The following is a 16,101-nucleotide window of genomic DNA, read 5'->3' as shown; positions in this document are numbered from 1 at the left end:
TCCTCGGATCCGCGGAGACCGGCGCGGTCTACGGCGTGCCCGGAGGCGTCACAGCGCGGCCGATTTCAGCGGTACGGACACGTCGGCGGCCCGCTCGCGGTCCAGCTCCGCACCGGCGTGGATCAGCTTGCGCCCCTGGGCGAGGTCACGCGGGCGGCCGACGGCCAGCAGCGCGATGAGCCGGCCGGCACGCAGCCAGCACACCGACCACGACGACCCGTGCGGGTCGCCGCGCCACAGCAGCTCGTCGCCGGCCGTGTGGTGGCCGACGTACTGCACGAAGCGGCCGAACTGCTCGGACCAGAAGTACGGCACCGGGTCGTACACCGCGCCCGGCTCCCCGGCGATGTCCGCCGCGACCGTCGCCGGGCCCTGCAGGGCGTTGTCCCAGTGGTGGATCAGCAGCCGCTCGCCGTAGCGCGCGGACGGGAACGACGCGCAGTCGCCGACGGCCCAGACGTCCGGCACGTTCGTCCGCAGCCGCTCGTCGGCCCGCACCGCGCCGTCGCCGCCCAGCTCGACGCCGGAGCCGGCGAGCCAGTCCGTGGCGGGGCGGGCGCCGATGCCGACGACGACGGCGTCGGCGGTCAGCTCCGTACCGTCGTCGAGGACCACCGCGACCGGGCCGCCCTCGCCCGGGCTCGCCACGCCCTCCACCCGGCGCCCCGTCAGCAGCCGGGCGCCGCTCTCCTCGTACCACCCGGCCATCGGCGCCGCGACCTGTGCGGGGAACGCCGCCGCAAGCGGATGCCCGGCCGCCTCCACGACCGTCACCTCGCAGCCCTGCTCGCGCGCCGCGGTGGTCAGCTCCGCGCCGATCCAGCCCGCGCCGACCACCACGATCCGGCCGCGCCGCACGAGCACCGCGCGCAGCCGCGCCGCGTCGTCGAGGGTGCGCAGCAGATGCACGCCGGGCGTGGCGCCGGCCGGGGTGCCGGGCAGCGGGACGGGCGCCGCGCCGGTGGCGAGGACCAGCTTCTCGTACGCCACGGGCCCGGCGTCCGTCCGCAGCAGCCGCTCCGCGGTGTCCAGCCGGTCGACGTGCAGCCCCAGCCGCAGCCCGATGCCGTACTCCGCGAAGTCCACCTCGAACGCCGAGCCCTCCGCCTTGCCGAGCAGCACCGCCTTCGACAGCGGCGGCCGGTCGTACGGGTCGTGCGGCTCCGCGCCGAGCAGGGTGACGGCGCCCGCGTAGCCCTGCTCGCGCAGCGCCACCGCGGTCTGCACGCCGGCCATGCCGGCGCCGACGACGACGGTGCCGGGGCTGCCGGCGGTGGGGTCCGCGGCGCGGCTGGGGCGGCTGGCGGCCCGGTCGGCGGGGCCGCGGTCCTGGTCGGCGTCGGTCACACCGATCACTGTATGCCGGGCCCGTCGCCCGCCGCTCGCGCCGGGCCCGCGCACGAGGCTCCCTTACCGCGGCCGGGCGTGCGGAGTTAGGGTGGCCGGGACGACTCGCGGGAGCCCGGCGCACCGGGCTGAGAGGGGGGCTGGGCGGCCCCCGACCGTACGAACCTGATCCGGGTCATGCCGGCGAAGGGAGGGGCGAACACGCCCATGCAGCCACGCGACGCACCCCCGCAGGAACCGGCGGCGGCACCCGCGGCGCGGCCCGCGCCGGGCCGGGCGGGCGCGCCGCGCACGGCGGATGCCACGTACGACGTCCTCGTCGTCGGCGGCGGCGTCATCGGCCTGGTCACCGCCTGGCAGGCGGCGCGCCGCGGGCTGGCCACCGCCGTCGCCGACCCGGCCCCCGGCGGCGGCGCCGCACAGGTCGCGGCCGGGATGCTCGCCGCCGTCACCGAACTGCACTACGGCGAGGAGGCGCTGCTGGCGCTCAACCTGGCCGCCGCGGAACGCTATCCGGCGTTCGCGGCCGAGCTGGCGGAGGCGTCGGGCCGGGACATCGGCTACCGCCCCTGCGGCGCGCTGGCCGTCGCGTTCGACGCGGACGACCGCGCCCAACTGCGCGAGCTGCACGGCTTCCAGCAGCGGCTGGGGCTGTCGGCCGAGTGGCTCGGCGGGAGCGAGTGCCGCCGGCTGGAGCCGATGCTCGCGCCCGGGGTACGCGGCGGGCTGCGGGTCGACGGCGACCACCAGACGGACCCGCGGCTGCTGACCGCGGCGCTCGTCACCGCCTGCGAGCGGGCCGGGGTCGCCTTCCACCGCAGCCTCGCGGCCCGGCTCCGCGTGACCGGCGGCTCCGCAGGGAGGGCGGGCGGGAACGAGCGGGCGGCGGGCGCGGAGCTGGCGGACGGCACGCGGATCGCCGCCGGGCAGACGGTGCTGGCGGCAGGCAGCCGCAGCGGCCGGCTGGCGGGGGTGCCGGAGGCGGTACGGCCGCCGGTGCGGCCGGTGAAGGGGCAGGTCCTGCGGCTGCGGATGCCCGAATCCGGGGTGCCTTTCCTGTCCCGTACGGTACGGGCCGTGGTCCGCGGCTCCAGCGTGTACCTGGTGCCCCGGGCCAGCGGCGAGCTGGTCGTCGGCGCCACCAGCGAGGAGCTGGGCTGGGACACCACGGTCACCGCCGGCGGCGTGTACGAGCTGCTGCGCGACGCGCACGAGCTGCTGCCGGGGCTGACGGAGCTGCCGCTCGTCGAGACCGGCGCCGGGCTGCGCCCCGGCTCCCCCGACAACGCGCCGCTGCTGGGCCCCACCGCCCTGCCGGGCCTGCACCTGGCCACCGGCCACTACCGCAACGGGGTGCTCCTCACCCCCGTCACCGGCGACGCGCTCGCCGCCGTGCTCACCGGCGGCGGACTCCCCGACGTGGCCCGCCCGTTCGCGGCCACCCGGTTCGGCCGCACACACCCGCACGAAGCGCATCCGCACACAACCCACCCGCACGAAACGCACCCGCACGAAGGGCAGCGCCCATGACCGAGGACGCCGCGCAGCCCCGCACCGGCTCCCCGCACACCAGCGTCACCGTCACCGTCAACGGCGATCCCCGCCGGATCGCCGCGGGCCTCACCCTCGACGCCCTCGTCACCACTCTCACCGCCGCGGCCCGCGGCGTCGCCGCCGCCGTCAACGAGGACGTCGTACCGCGCGGCAACTGGCCCACCACCACCCTCGGCGACGGCGACCGCGTCGAGATCCTCACCGCGGTCCAGGGAGGCTGACCCACCGTGACCCGCACCACCCCCGTCTCCGGCCCCGTCTCCGGCCCCGCTCCCGCCCCCGCCCCCGCGGACACCCCGGAACCCACCACCGACCCGCTCACCATCGCCGGCGTCCGCTTCTCCTCCCGCCTGATCATGGGCACCGGCGGCGCCCGCAGCCTGGCGGCCGTGGAGCGCGCGCTCCTCGCCTCCGGCACCGAGCTGACCACCGTAGCGATGCGCCGCGTCGACCCCGGCGTCCACGGCTCCGTGCTCGACGTGCTGCGCCGCCACGGCATCCGCGTACTGCCGAACACCGCCGGCTGCCACACCGCGGGCGAGGCCGTCCTCACCGCCCGGCTGGCCCGCGAGGCGCTGGGCACGGACTGGGTGAAGCTGGAGGTCGTCGCCGACGAACGCACGCTGCTGCCCGACCCCGTCGAGACGCTGGCCGCCGCCGAGACGCTCGTCGACGACGGCTTCACCGTGCTCCCGTACACCAGCGACGACCCCGTGCTGGCCCGCAGGCTCCAGGACGCCGGCTGCGCCGCCGTGATGCCGCTGGGCTCACCCATCGGCTCCGGGCTCGGCATCCGCAACCCGCACAACTTCCAGCTCATCACCGAGGCCGCCGAGGTGCCCGTCATCCTCGACGCCGGCGCCGGCACCGCCTCCGACGCCGCGCAGGCGATGGAGCTGGGCTGCGACGCGGTGATGCTGGCGTCCGCGGTGACGCGGGCGCAGGAGCCGGTGCTGATGGCGCAGGCGATGCGGTACGCGGTCGCCGCGGGCCGGCTCGCCGCGCGCGCGGGGCGCATCCCGCGGCGGCACTTCGCACGCGCGTCGTCCCCGGCGGCCGGGGTCGCGACGCTGGGTCCTGAGCCGGACCCGGAGCGGCCCGCGTTCGCATGAACTCCCCCGCCCCGTGCCGGCGGCCCGCGCCGCCGGCCGCATCGGCACACCAATGGGAACGTACTGCAGCACAACGGTGACGGGAACGCGTCCCTCACCTCGTAGACTGCGCTGCGTGGACACGACTCTGGACCCGTCCCCCCATCCGCCGGGAGGGTGGGGAGACCCCATGGTCGGGCAGTTGCTCGACGGGCGCTACCGCGTCGACGCCCGCATCGCCGCCGGCGGCATGGCCACGGTCTACCGGGCGCTGGACACCCGGCTCGACCGGGTGCTCGCCGTCAAGGTCATGCACCCCTCGCTCGCCGCCGACGCCTCCTTCGTCCAGCGGTTCATCCTGGAGGCCAAGTCGGTCGCCGGGCTCGCCCACCCGAACGTCGTGGGCGTCTACGACCAGGGCACCGACGGCCCGCACGTCTTCCTGGCCATGGAGTACGTCCCCGGCTGCACCCTGCGCGACATGCTGAACGACCGCGGCGCGCTGCAGCCGCGGGCCGCGCTGGACATCCTGGAGCCCGTGCTCGCCGCGCTCGGCGCCGCGCACCGGGCCGGTTTCGTCCACCGCGACATGAAGCCGGAGAACGTCCTCATCGGCGACGACGGCCGCGTCAAGGTCGCCGACTTCGGGCTCGTCCGCGCCGTGAACACCAACACCACTGCCTCCACCGGCACCGTGCTCGGCAGCGTGTCGTATCTGGCGCCCGAGCAGATCGAGCGCGGCGCCGCCGACCCCCGGGTCGACGTGTACGCCTGCGGCGTGATGCTCTACGAGATGCTCACCGGCGCCAAGCCGCACGCCGGCGAGCACGCCGCCCACGTGCTCTACCAGCACCTGCACGAAGACGTCGAGGCGCCGTCCGCCGTCGTCCCGGGGCTGCCCGCGCAGTTGGACGGCCTGGTCGCCACCGCCGCCGCGCGCAGCCGCGACGCACGCCCCGCGGACGCCGTGGAGCTGCTCTCCGCCGTACGCGGCGCCCGTGCGCAACTGACCGACGCGGAGCTGGACGCGATGCCGCCGCAGGCCGTCGCCGAGGAGCGGACCGGCTCCGAGGACCGTACCGCCGTGGTGCCGGCCCCGGCGGGCGGCCCGGCGCAGGAGCGGCTGAACGTGACCAGCGTGCTGGACGTCTCCGCCGCGGGACCGGCGGACACCGCCGTGCCGCCGCCCGCCCCGCCGGCGCCGGGCGCCCCGGCGCAGCCGGGCCGCCCCAAACCCCGGATCGGGCTGCTGGCACTGCTGGCGGCGGTGCTCGTGCTGGGCGTCGGCGGGGGCGTCTGGTACATCAACTCCGGGCAGTTCACCAAGGTGCCGTTCGTGCTCGGCAAGACCGAGGCCGAGGCGCGGAGCATGCTCTCAGGCGAGGACCTGGACGCGGACGTCACGGAGGACTTCAGCGACACCGTGAAGGCCGGCCTCGTCATCCGTACCGACCCCGAGGGCGGCAGCCGCATCCGCCAGGGCGACTCGGTGACGCTCGTGCTCTCCAAGGGCCCGGAGATCGTCGAGATCCCCAACCTGTACGCGGTCCCGCTCGACGAGGCCAGGGACCAACTGCGCGACGCCGGGCTGAAGCCGGGCGTGACCCAGGAGGCGTTCAGCGAGGAGCTGCCCGCCGGCCGCGTGATCAGCACCGACCCCGAGGACGGCGAGAAGATCAAGGCCGGCCGGGCGGTGGCGATGGTCGTCAGCCGCGGCGCGCCCGTCGAGGTGCCGGACGTCGTCGGCGACGACCAGGCCGACGCCGAGGAGGAGCTGCGCGAGGAGGGCCTGACGGTCGAGATCGCCGAGGGGACGGTGTACTCGGAGGAGGACGCCGGCACGGTCGCGGAGATGTCGCCGGAGCCGGGCGCGGAGCTGGCCGAGGGCGACAAGGTCACGCTGACCATCTCCAGGGGCCCCGAGCTGCTGGAGGTCCCGGACGTGGTCGACATGAACGTGGACGACGCCGAGCAGGAGCTGGAGGACGCCGGCTTCAGCGTGGACGTGAACCAGCTCTTCTTCGGCGACACCGTCTGGCGGCAGTCCCCGGGCGGCGGGGACGACGCCCCGCGCGGCAGCGAGATCACCCTCTGGGTGCGGTGACGTGTCCTCCGGTACGCGCCCCGCACCCCCCTCCGACCGGCCAGGACCCCGCACCCGCAACCCCGTCGGCAGCCATGTGCCGGTCGCCGGCGGGCTGGCCGCGAAGGGCCTGGCGCACGCCCGCCGGATCGGGGCGGAGACCGTCCAGGTCTTCGTCGCCAACGCCCGCGGCTGGGCCACGCCGCCCGGCGACCCGGCGCAGGACGAGGAGTTCCGCCGCCGCTGCGCCGAGGACGGCATCCCGGTGTACGTGCACGCCCCGTACCTGATCAACCTCGGCTCGCACACCCCGGCGACCGCGGAGAACTCTGTCGCCTCGCTGCGGCACTCGCTGCGCCGCGGCCGGGCGATCGGCGCCCGCGGCGTCGTCGTGCACACCGGCTCGGCGACCGGCGGGCGGCCCCGGGAGACCGCGCTCGCGCAGGTGCGGGAGCTGACCCTGCCGCTCCTCGACGAGCTGGGCGACGACCCCGGCGCCCCCGGCGAGCCGGGGGCGCCGGACCTGCTGCTGGAGCCGACCGCGGGGCAGGGCTTCTCGCTCTGCTCCCGGCTGCCGGAGCTGGGCGCCTATCTGGACCTGCTGGACCGGCACCCGCGGCTCGGCGTCTGCCTCGACACCTGCCACGCCTTCGCCGCGGGCCACGACCTGGCGGCGGCCGGCGGCGCGAAGCAGGTGCTCGACGAGCTGCTTGACGTGGCGGGCCCGGGACGGCTGCGGCTGGTGCACGCGAACGACTCCAAGGCCGCGGCCGGCTCGCGCCTGGACCGGCACGAGAACATCGGCGCGGGGCAGATCGGCGCCGAGCCGTTCCGCGAGCTGATCCGGCATCCGGCGATGGACGGCGTACCGCTGATCATCGAGACCCCCGGCGGCGGCCCGGAGGGGCCCAAGGCGGCGGCGGACATCGCGCTGCTGAAGGAGCTGAGAGAGCCCTCGGCACCGTAGAACGGTCTAGAGATCGGGCCCGTCGCCCGGCTCCTCCTGGTACGAGTAGCGCTGCTCGCGCCACGGGTCGCCGACGTTGTGGTAGCCGCGCTCCTCCCAGAAGCCCCGGCGGTCGGCGGTCATGTACTCCACGCCCCGCACCCACTTCGGGCCCTTCCAGGCGTACAGGTGCGGCACGACGAGCCGTACCGGGAAGCCGTGCTCGGCGGTCAGCGGCTCGCCGTCCTTGTGGGTGGCGAAGATCGTCCGCTCGTCGGCGAAGTCGGCCAGCCGCAGGTTGGAGCTGAAGCCGTACTCCGCCCACACCATCACGTGCGTGACCTCGGGCGCGGGCGGCGCGAGGGCCAGGAGCGTACGGGCCCGCACCCCGCCCCACTCGGCGCCGAGCATGCTGAACTTCGTCACGCAGTGCAGATCGCCGACCTGGGTCGCGTACGGCAGGGCGGTGAACTCGTCGTGTGTGAGGGACCGCTTCGCGCCGTCCGCGGTGGCCCCGAAGATCTGGAGCTCCCAGCGGTCGGGCTTGAACCGCGGCACCGGGCCGTAGTGCGTCACGGGCCAGCCGCGCTGCAGCCGCTGGCCAGGAGGCAGGTCCCCCTCGTGGCGCTCCGACTGACCCATGACCCCATGGTGGCAGACGCTTGCGCATGGTCATGACCGGGGGCGGCCCACCCCGGATATGGGCAAGCCGGATAAGCCTGCACTTACTGGATCATTCGGGCTCGTGGTGCGAGGATGCGCCCTGACCTGCCCGACCCACGCGGAGAGGAGCCCCGGCTATGCAGGGCGACCCCGAGGTGCTGGAATTCCTGAACGAGCAGCTCACAGCCGAGCTGACGGCGATCAACCAGTACTTCCTGCACGCGAAGACGCAGGAGAACTTCGGCTGGACGAAGCTGGCGAAGTACACCCGGTCCGAGTCGTTCGACGAGATGAGGCACGCGGAGCTGCTGACGGACCGCATTCTGCTGCTGGAGGGGCTGCCGAACTACCAGCGCCTGTTCCACGTCCGGGTCGGGCAGACGGTCACCGAGATGTTCCAGGCCGACCGGCAGATCGAGGTGGAGGCGATCGACCGGCTGCGCCGCGGGATCGAGCTGATGCGGGCCAAGAGCGACATCACGTCCGCCCGGCTCTTCGAGGAGATCCTGAAGGACGAGGAGCACCACATCGACTACCTCGACACCCAGCTCGACCTGATCGAGAAGCTCGGCGAGGCGCTGTACATCGCGCAGCAGATCGAACAGCCGGACTGATCACTCCGGGTACGGACCGGAGCCGGACGGCCTGGGAGTCAGGCGGCCTCGCGCACCAGCGGGGCGTTCGCGCCGGCCGCCGCCTCGGCGGCCTGTGCGGCCTGCGCGGCCGCCGGGCCCCCGCCGGCCGGCTGCCGCGCCTCAAGCAGCTCGCGGCGCGCGCAGCCCGCGCCGCGGCCGAGCAGCGCCTGGATCCGGCGTACGCACGAGCCGCAGTCCGTGCCCGCCTTGCAGTCCGACGCGATCTGGCGGGGGGTGCAGCGCCCGGCCGAGGCGTGCTCGCGCACCTGCTCCTCGGTGATGCCGAAGCACGAGCACACGAACACAGAAACCCCCGGATCGGGATGATTAGGTAACCCTAACCTTACCCGGCCCCGGGGGTGCCGTGAAAGACCCGCCCCGCCGTGACCTGCGTTACGCCGGTACGCGGCGGGCGGGCGCGCTCACTGGTCCCGGTACATCTCGGCGACCAGGAACGCCAGGTCGAGCGACTGGCTGCGGTTGAGCCGCGGGTCGCAGGCCGTCTCGTAGCGCTGGTGCAGATCGTCGACGAAGATCTCGTCCCCGCCGCCCACGCACTCGGTCACGTCGTCGCCGGTCAGCTCCACGTGGATGCCGCCGGGGTGGGTGCCGAGCGCCTTGTGGACCTCGAAGAAGCCCTTGACCTCGTCCAGCACGTCGTCGAAGCGGCGCGTCTTGTGGCCGGAGGCGGCCTCGAAGGTGTTGCCGTGCATCGGGTCGGACACCCACGCCACCCGGGCGCCGGAGGCCGTGACCTTCTCCACCAGCTCGGGCAGCCGGTCGCGTACCTTGTCGGCGCCCATCCGGGTGACGAACGTCAGCCGGCCCGGGATCCGCTCCGGGTCGAGGCGGTCGATCAGCGCCAGGGCATCCTCCGGCGTGGTCGCCGGGCCCAGCTTGACCCCGATGGGGTTGCTGATCTGCGAGGCGAACTCGATGTGCGCGTGGTCGAGCTGCCGGGTGCGCTCGCCGATCCAGACCATGTGGCCGGAGACGTCGTACAGCTTGCCGGTGCGCGAGTCCGTGCGGGTCAGGGCCGACTCGTAGTCGAGGATCAGCGCCTCGTGCGAGGAGAAGAACTCGACGGTCTTGAACTCCTCCGGGTCCACACCGCAGGCGTGCATGAAGCTCATCGCCCGGTCGATCTCGCGGGCCAGCGCCTCGTACCGCTGGCCGGAGGGCGAGGAGCGGACGAAGTCCTGGTTCCAGGCGTGCACCTGGCGCAGGTGGGCGTAGCCGCCGGTGGTGAAGGCGCGCACCAGGTTCAGCGTGGCCGCCGAGGCGTGGTACATCCGCTTCAGCCGCTGCGGGTCCGGCGTGCGGGACTCGGGGGTGAACTCGAAGCCGTTGACGGAGTCGCCCCGGTAGACGGGCAGGGTGAGGCCGTCGCGGGTCTCGGTCGGCTTGGAGCGGGGCTTGGAGTACTGCCCGGCGATCCGGCCGACCTTGACGACCGGGACGGACGCGGCGTACGTGAGCACGGCGCTCATCTGCAGCAGCGTCTTCAGCTTGTTCCTGATGTGCTCGGCCGAGACCGCGTCGAACGCCTCCGCGCAGTCACCGCCCTGGAGCAGGAAAGCCTCGCCCCGGGCGACCGCGCCCAGTTGGTCACGCAGTTGGTCGCACTCGCCGGCGAAGACCAGCGGCGGATAGGACTGCAGCTCGGCGGTCACATCGCGCAGAGCCGCGGGGTCCGGCCAGTCCGGCTGCTGCGCCGCGGGCAGGTCGCGCCAGCTCTGTGTGCTACCGGCGGCGCTCGTGGCGGGTTCGGCGTTGACAGTCACGGGTCCAAGATTACGGGTTCGCCCGCGATGCCCCGGCCGGTGACCGACAGGTGAGACACAGCAGACAGAGAGCTGCGGGACACGGTGCGGTCAGGTTAGGGTCTGGACCATGTACGCGCTCGACACCCGCACCTGGTGGTGGCCCGTCTCATCGGCGGCCACCTGATCTCGCGTACCCACGAAGACTCCGCGAAGGCCGCCCGAGGGGCGGCCTTCGGCGTGTCCGGGGGCGGTCCCTCCGTCGCAGGAAGGACCGCTCATGCACGATCACCCCGGGTCACAGCCCCGGAACCGGCCGCATGACCAGCCCCACGACCAGCCGCAGAACAGCGTCGGACGCTCCGCGGAACGACCACCGGCGCCCGGCGCGCAGCCCGCCCCGGACGCCGCCGCCCTGGTGAGCAGGCTGCTGGCCGACGGCGCCCCGCCGTTCGCCGTGCTCCACCGCCGCACCCCCGGCCGCCCCGATGCCCCCGTCGAGATCCTCCTCGGCGCCGTCCACGAGGTGGAACGGCTCGCGGACGTCCCCGACAGCAAGGCGCCCGGCGCCGCCGGTGCGCTCGCGCTCGTGCCGTACCGGCAGATCCGCGAGCGGGGCTTCGACGTCCGCGACGACGGCACCCCGCTCGCCGTCCTGGTCCCCGACGAAGTCCACGAACTGCCCGCCGCCGCGCTGCTCGACGCCCTGCCCGCCCACCCCGTCCGGGTCACCGGCGGCGGCTTCGACGTGCCGGACGAGGAGTACGCCGGCATCGTCGGCCGTGTCCTCGCCGACGAGATCGGCACCGGTGAGGGCGCCAACTTCGTCATCCGGCGCACCTACGAGGGCCGGATCGACGGCTTCGGCGCCGCCGACGCGCTCGCACTCTTCCGCCGGCTGCTGGCCGGCGAGCAGGGCGCGTACTGGACCTTCGCCGTGCACCGCCCGGGGGTGCGCACCCTGGTCGGCGCCAGCCCCGAGGTGCACGTGCGGATGACCGGCGGCACCGTCGTGATGAACCCCATCAGCGGCACGTACCGCTACCCGCCCGGCGGCCCCGACCGGGCCGGGCTGCTGGCGTTCCTGCACGACACCAAGGAGATCGAGGAGCTCTCCATGGTCGTCGACGAGGAGCTGAAGATGATGTGCACCGTCGCCCGGGAGGGCGGCGTGGTCGTCGGGCCGCGGCTGAAGGAGATGGCGCACCTGGCGCACACCGAGTACGAGCTGCGCGGGCGCACCGCGCTCGACGCGCGCGACGTGCTGCGCGAGACGATGTTCGCCGCGACGGTGACCGGCTCCCCCGTGCAGAACGCCTGCCGCGTCATCGAGCGCTACGAGCCCCCCGGGCGGGACGGGGCCGGGCGGGGCTACTACGCGGGCGCGCTCGCCCTCCTCGGCCGCGACGCCGGGGGCGCGCAGACCCTGGACTCCCCCATCCTCATCCGCACCGCCGACATCGGCGCGGACGGCCTGCTGCGGGTCCCCGTCGGCGCCACGCTGGTCCGCGGCTCCCGCCCGGCCGACGAGGTCGCCGAGACCCACGCCAAGGCCGCCGGGGTGCTCGCCGCGCTCGGCGTACGCCCCGCGCCCCCGCGGCCGGCGGGGCGGACGCCGGGGGGCGGGGCGGCGCGCTTCGCGGCGGATGCGGAGGTGCAGGCGGCGCTGGCGGCCCGCAGGACGCACCTGTCGCCGTTCTGGCTGCGCATGCAGCGGGTGCAGGAACCGGATCCGGCGGCGGCCGGGGTGCCGCCCGGGCGGGTGCTGGTGGTCGACGGCGAGGACACGTTCACCGCGATGCTCGCCCACGTGCTGCGCGCGTCGGGCGCGGAGGTGGACGTACGCCGCTTCGACGCGCCCGGCGTACGGGACGCTGCGCTGGCGCACGAGGGCCCGGTCGTGCTCGGCCCGGGGCCGGGAGATCCCGCGGACACCGCGGACCCCAAGATGCGCTTCCTGCGCGCACTGGCCGGCGAGCTGCTGCACGGCCACCGGCACGGCCTGCTCGGCGTCTGCCTGGGCCACGAACTCCTCGCCGCCGAGCTGGGGTTGCCGCTGGTACGCAAGGACGTGCCGGACCAGGGGGCGCAGGAGGAGATCGACTTCTTCGGCCGGCCGGAGACGGTCGGCTTCTACAGCACGTACACCGCCCGCTGCGACTCCGCCGCCGCGGCGGCGCTGGCGGCGGCGCACGGCGTCGAGCTGAGCCGCGACCCGCGCAGCGGCGACGTGCACGCGCTGCGCGGGCCCGGCTTCGCCGGGGTGCAGTTCCATCCGGAGTCGGTGCTGACGCTGGACGGCGACCGGCTGGTGCGGCAGTTGCTGGCGGCGGTGCTGGTACGGGGCTGAGGGGGCGGTACCGGGGTGGCGGACCGAGCGGGCCGCCACCCCGGGCACCGGCCGGCCCGGCGGTCAGCCGAAGAAGACGCCGACCTCCTCGTACAGCTCCGGGTCGACGGTCTTGATCCGCGCGGTGGCGGCGGCGAGCGGCACGCGCACCACGTCGGTGCCCTGCAGGGCGACCATCTTGCCCCAGTCCTCCTCGTGCACCGCCTGGATCGCGTGCAGCCCGAAGCGGCTGGCGAGCCAGCGGTCGTACGCGCTGGGCGTACCGCCGCGCTGCACGTGCCCCAGGACCGTCGTACGGGCCTCCTTGCCCGTACGCCGCTCGATCTCCTTGGCCAGCCACTCGCCGACGCCCGACAGCCGGACGTGCCCGAAGGCGTCCAGGGACTCGTCCTTGAGCACCATGTCGCCGTCCTTGGGCATCGCGCCCTCCGCCACGCACACGATGGGCGCGTAACTGGCCTTGAAGCGGGAGGTCACCCAGCCGCAGACCTTGTCGACGTCGAAGCGCTGCTCGGGGATGAGGATCACGTTCGCGCCGCCGGCGAGCCCGGAGTGCAGGGCGATCCAGCCGGCGTGCCGTCCCATCACCTCGACGACGAGGACGCGCATGTGGGACTCGGCCGTGGTGTGCAGCCGGTCGATGGCCTCGGTCGCGATGTTGACCGCGGTGTCGAAGCCGAAGGTGTAGTCGGTGGCGGACAGGTCGTTGTCGATGGTCTTCGGCACGCCGACGACCTTGATGCTGTAATCGTCGGCGAGCCGCTGGGCGACGCCGAGGGTGTCCTCGCCGCCGATGGCGATGAGCGAGTCCACCTCCAGCTTCGCCATGTTCTCCTTGATGCGCTTGATGCCCCCCTCGACCTTGAGGGGGTTGGTGCGTGACGACCCGAGGATCGTTCCGCCGCGCGGCAGGATGCCGCGGACGGCGGGGATGTCCAGGGTGACGGTGTCGGCCTCCAGCGGCCCGCGCCAGCCGTCCCGGAAGCCGGTGAACTCGTACCCGAACTCCTGGACGCCCTTGCGGACGACGGCCCGGATGACCGCGTTGAGCCCGGGGCAGTCACCGCCACCGGTCAGTACTCCTACCCGCATCACAGGTTTCCCTTCTGACGGTCGTGACCCCGCTGCGGCAACGCTAACGGTGATCCACCTCACACGACACGGGGCGAGCGGGATTCACGCACCAACCTGTCAATCGGGCGGCGGACTTCACCCGCAGGAGGGACCGGGGAGGTAAGGGAGAAGCGCCTCGGCCGGCTTCAGTCGTCGTCGAGACCGCGCTCGATGGCGTAGCGGACGAGTTCGACACGGTTGTGGAGCTGGAGCTTGCCGAGGGTGTTCTGCACGTGGTTCTGGACGGTGCGGTGGGAGATGACGAGGCGTTCGGCGATCTGCTTGTACGAGAGCCCCTTGGCGACCAGGCGCAGCACTTCGGTCTCGCGGTCGGTGAGCTTGGGCACCTCGGGCTCGTCGTCGTCCTCGGCGGCGGGCTCGCCGGCCAGCCGGCGGTACTCGCCGAGCACGAGGCCGGCGAGGCCGGGCGTGAACACCGGGTCGCCCTGGGCGGTCCGGTGGACGGCGTCGATCAACTCCTCGGTGCTGGCGGACTTCACGAGGTAGCCGGTGGCGCCGGACTTGACGGCTTCGAGCACGTCGGCGTGCTCGCCGCTGGCGGAAAGCACGAGCACCCGTACGCCGGGCTGGGCACCGACGACCTCCTGGCACACCTGCACCCCGGGCAGACCGGGCAGGTTGAGGTCGAGCACGAGCACGTCGGGACCGGCGGCGCGCGCCCGCCGCACCGCCTGCGGCCCGTCCCCGGCGGTGGCCACCACGGCGAAGCCGGCGGCCTGAAGGTCCCGGGCCACGGCGTCGCGCCACATGGGGTGGTCGTCGACGACCATCACCTTGACCTGACTCCTGCCTTCCGCGACCACCTCGACTCCTTCCCTCCCCGTTCCCTGCCGCTGACGGACGGATCATGCCCGGGACCATGGTGGCGCATGCGGTTCGTTTCGAGACGTATCACCCCTGGCGGGAGCCGTACAGGTGTACGGGGCGACGGGCCGCCGCACGAGAGCACGGCAGACGGCGCACCCCGGCCGGCGCCAGGGAGTCCAGCAGGCTCGCGGCGCCCTCTTCGCCGGGGTGGTCAGCGGCCGGGCCGGGAACCGCTCGCAGGCGGGAGGGCTGCGCGGGCAGGCGGAACGGGACCATGCCGGCGGGGTGGCGCCGGTGACGAAGGACGACGCGTCCGGGCAGAGGAAGACGGCCGCGTCGGCGACCTCGTCGGGGCTGCCGAGCGCGGCACGGCGCCGCGATGGTGGGCGCGGACGCGGGCCGCACCACCGACGTGGAGTCTTCCGCCGCGGCTTCCCAGCGGGACGCCGGCCGCCGTCACGGCCTCGTGCGGGCCGACCGGCCGCGGGACGGGGCTGAGGGGGCCGTCGGGGGGAGGCGCAGTTCGACCTCCGTGCCCTGGCCCGGCGTCGAGACCCACTCGGCGGTGCCGCCCAGGTCCCGCAGCCGGCCGCGGATGGACTGGGCGACGCCCAGGCGGCCCTCCGCCTCCGCCGCCGCCAGCCGGCCCTGGGGGATGCCGGGCCCGTCGTCCCGTACGGTCACCACCACCGTGCCGTCCGGCTCCTCCTCCAGCAGCACCCACGCCTGCGCGTCCGGGCCTACGTGCGCGCGTACGTTGTCGAGCGCCGCGCTCACCGCCGCCGCCACCTCCCGGGCCGCGTGCGCCGGCAGCGCCACCGGCGTGCCCGGCTCCGCGACCGAGACGCCCGGTCCGCTCAGCGCGAGCAGGAGCAGCCGCAGGGAGGCGTCGCCCTCCGCCGCCTCGCCGTCCGGTTCCGTCCCCCCGGCGCCGGCCCGGGGCTCGGCCCCGGCCCCGGCCCCGGCCAAACGTTCCGCCGGCGCCGCCGTCCGCTGCGCCGGCAGCCGCGCCCCCATCACCAGCGTGCGCAGCGCCGCCTCCTGCTCGCCCGCCAGCCGGCCCAGCTCCTTCGCCTCGCCGCCGATCGCCGCCCCGCGGCGCTGGACGAGCGCCAGCACCTGCAGCACGCCGTCGTGGATGTCGCGCGCCAGCCGCTCCCGCTCCCGCGTCGCCGCCTCGATCTGCAGCGCGCGGGCCAGCGTCCGCTCACTGGTCCGCGCGACTTCCACGATGTAGCCGATCGCCGTCGCCGCGACCGTCAGCAGCACGATGTTGTGGATGTTGTCCTGCACCGCCTCGCCGCGCTGCACGATGTTCGACAGCCCGACCGCCGCCGCCGACGCCGCGCCCCAGCGCCAGCCGCCCTTGACCGCGAAGCCCAGCACCGAGCCGGCCGCGTAGATCGACGGCAGCGTGGTCGCGCCGTCGTCGATGCGCTCCGGCGTCTCCACCGGGATCGTCAGCAGGATGCCGGTCAGCGTGAGCGTGACGTCGGCCGCGAGGAACCGGTCCGTGCAGCGCTCCGCGGACGAGACCCGGCGGAAGGTGGCCAGCGTCCACAGGGCGAGGACCGCGAAGTACGCCCAGCCGAGCGCCGGGCGGGCGACGTCGTCGTAGCGGAGCGCGAACTGCGCCACCGCGTACGCGAGGGTCAGCACCCGGAAGTAGGTCAGCGCCTGCCACAGGGGCTGCTCCACCGACATCCGCCGCTTGCTCTGCCCGGCCAT

General features: G+C 74.6%; 14 protein-coding genes and 1 riboswitch. Of the genes, 7 read left to right on the top strand and 7 right to left on the bottom strand.

The window, feature by feature from the left end; genetic code table 11:
* Positions 1-48: 48 nt before the first annotated feature.
* Entirely contained in the window at positions 49-1,356 is a 1,308-nt protein-coding gene (locus tag B124_RS06780; protein ID WP_496501752.1) for an NAD(P)/FAD-dependent oxidoreductase, read from the bottom strand.
* Positions 1,357-1,444: 88 nt separating this feature from the next.
* Positions 1,445-1,556, top strand: a riboswitch (TPP riboswitch).
* Between B124_RS06780 and thiO the strand changes: the two genes are divergently transcribed.
* The 5 genes from thiO to B124_RS06755 all read left to right on the top strand — a co-directional run bounded on the left by thiO (position 1,555) and on the right by B124_RS06755 (position 7,042).
* On the top strand, positions 1,555-2,877 hold the full coding sequence (thiO, locus tag B124_RS06775) for a glycine oxidase ThiO (RefSeq protein WP_496501751.1): 1,323 nt from the start codon (positions 1,555-1,557) through the stop codon (positions 2,875-2,877). (Overlaps the previous riboswitch by 2 nt.)
* Positions 2,874-3,122, top strand: coding sequence for a sulfur carrier protein ThiS (gene thiS, locus B124_RS06770; RefSeq protein ID WP_496501750.1), 249 nt, complete (start codon positions 2,874-2,876; stop codon positions 3,120-3,122). The genes thiO and thiS overlap by 4 nt, the downstream gene beginning before the upstream one ends.
* Positions 3,123-3,128: 6 nt before the next feature.
* A complete protein-coding gene (locus B124_RS06765; RefSeq protein ID WP_496501749.1) occupies positions 3,129-4,013 on the top strand; it encodes a thiazole synthase in 885 nt (294 codons plus the stop codon).
* Between the two features lie 169 nt (positions 4,014-4,182).
* Complete coding sequence (gene pknB / locus B124_RS06760) at positions 4,183-6,096, top strand: Stk1 family PASTA domain-containing Ser/Thr kinase (protein ID WP_496501795.1); 1,914 nt, start codon at positions 4,183-4,185, stop codon at positions 6,094-6,096.
* Between the two features lies 1 nt (position 6,097).
* Positions 6,098-7,042, top strand: coding sequence for a deoxyribonuclease IV (locus tag B124_RS06755; RefSeq protein ID WP_496501748.1), 945 nt, complete (start codon positions 6,098-6,100; stop codon positions 7,040-7,042).
* A gap of 6 nt (positions 7,043-7,048) precedes the next feature.
* On the opposite strand, the gene B124_RS06750 is transcribed toward B124_RS06755, so the two are convergent.
* On the bottom strand, positions 7,049-7,663 hold the full coding sequence (locus B124_RS06750; RefSeq protein WP_496501747.1) for a sulfite oxidase-like oxidoreductase: 615 nt from the start codon (positions 7,661-7,663) through the stop codon (positions 7,049-7,051).
* A 158-nt stretch (positions 7,664-7,821) separates the two neighbouring features.
* Here B124_RS06750 and bfr point away from each other — a divergent pair, with 158 nt between their 5' ends.
* A complete protein-coding gene (gene bfr / locus B124_RS06745) occupies positions 7,822-8,298 on the top strand; it encodes a bacterioferritin (RefSeq protein WP_496501746.1) in 477 nt (158 codons plus the stop codon).
* Positions 8,299-8,336: 38 nt separating this feature from the next.
* Here the strand turns inward: bfr and B124_RS06740 are convergent, their stop codons facing one another.
* On the bottom strand, positions 8,337-8,624 hold the full coding sequence (locus B124_RS06740) for a (2Fe-2S)-binding protein (RefSeq protein ID WP_496501745.1): 288 nt from the start codon (positions 8,622-8,624) through the stop codon (positions 8,337-8,339).
* Between the two features lie 117 nt (positions 8,625-8,741).
* A complete protein-coding gene (locus B124_RS06735) occupies positions 8,742-10,103 on the bottom strand; it encodes a class II 3-deoxy-7-phosphoheptulonate synthase (RefSeq protein WP_496501744.1) in 1,362 nt (453 codons plus the stop codon).
* Between the two features lie 259 nt (positions 10,104-10,362).
* On the opposite strand from B124_RS06735, the gene B124_RS06730 reads away from it, so the two are divergent.
* Positions 10,363-12,432 (top strand): anthranilate synthase family protein, encoded by a 2,070-nt coding sequence (locus tag B124_RS06730; RefSeq protein ID WP_496501743.1) that lies wholly within the window; start codon positions 10,363-10,365, stop codon positions 12,430-12,432.
* A gap of 63 nt (positions 12,433-12,495) precedes the next feature.
* On the opposite strand, the gene B124_RS06725 is transcribed toward B124_RS06730, so the two are convergent.
* The 3 genes from B124_RS06725 to macS form a co-directional block, all read right to left on the bottom strand.
* On the bottom strand, positions 12,496-13,524 hold the full coding sequence (locus B124_RS06725) for a 6-phosphofructokinase (protein WP_496501742.1): 1,029 nt from the start codon (positions 13,522-13,524) through the stop codon (positions 12,496-12,498).
* 167 nt (positions 13,525-13,691) lie between these two features.
* The gene (locus tag B124_RS06720) at positions 13,692-14,336 is read right to left on the bottom strand and encodes a response regulator (protein ID WP_496501794.1); all 645 of its coding nucleotides are present in this window, start codon (positions 14,334-14,336) and stop codon (positions 13,692-13,694) included.
* Between the two features lie 493 nt (positions 14,337-14,829).
* Entirely contained in the window at positions 14,830-16,101 is a 1,272-nt protein-coding gene (gene macS / locus B124_RS06715) for a MacS family sensor histidine kinase (protein ID WP_496501741.1), read from the bottom strand.

The organism is Streptomyces sp. CNP082 (assembly GCF_059570535.1).
The sequence above is the reverse complement of the archived record's forward strand: the minus strand, read 5'-3'. Positions and strand labels throughout refer to the sequence as shown.

Excerpts from the sequence above, each read along its gene's own strand:
- macS (WP_496501741.1), bottom strand. The coding sequence starts at position 16,101 with ATGGCCGGGCAGAGCAAGCGGCGGATGTCGGTGGAGCAGCCCCTGTGG.
- B124_RS06730 (WP_496501743.1), top strand. The coding sequence starts at position 10,363 with ATGCACGATCACCCCGGGTCACAGCCCCGGAACCGGCCGCATGACCAG.
- pknB (WP_496501795.1), top strand. The coding sequence starts at position 4,183 with ATGGTCGGGCAGTTGCTCGACGGGCGCTACCGCGTCGACGCCCGCATC.
- thiS (WP_496501750.1), top strand. The coding sequence starts at position 2,874 with ATGACCGAGGACGCCGCGCAGCCCCGCACCGGCTCCCCGCACACCAGC.
- B124_RS06720 (WP_496501794.1), bottom strand. The coding sequence starts at position 14,336 with ATGGTCGTCGACGACCACCCCATGTGGCGCGACGCCGTGGCCCGGGAC.
- B124_RS06725 (WP_496501742.1), bottom strand. The coding sequence starts at position 13,524 with ATGCGGGTAGGAGTACTGACCGGTGGCGGTGACTGCCCCGGGCTCAAC.
- thiO (WP_496501751.1), top strand. The coding sequence starts at position 1,555 with ATGCAGCCACGCGACGCACCCCCGCAGGAACCGGCGGCGGCACCCGCG.
- B124_RS06750 (WP_496501747.1), bottom strand. The coding sequence starts at position 7,663 with ATGGGTCAGTCGGAGCGCCACGAGGGGGACCTGCCTCCTGGCCAGCGG.
- bfr (WP_496501746.1), top strand. The coding sequence starts at position 7,822 with ATGCAGGGCGACCCCGAGGTGCTGGAATTCCTGAACGAGCAGCTCACA.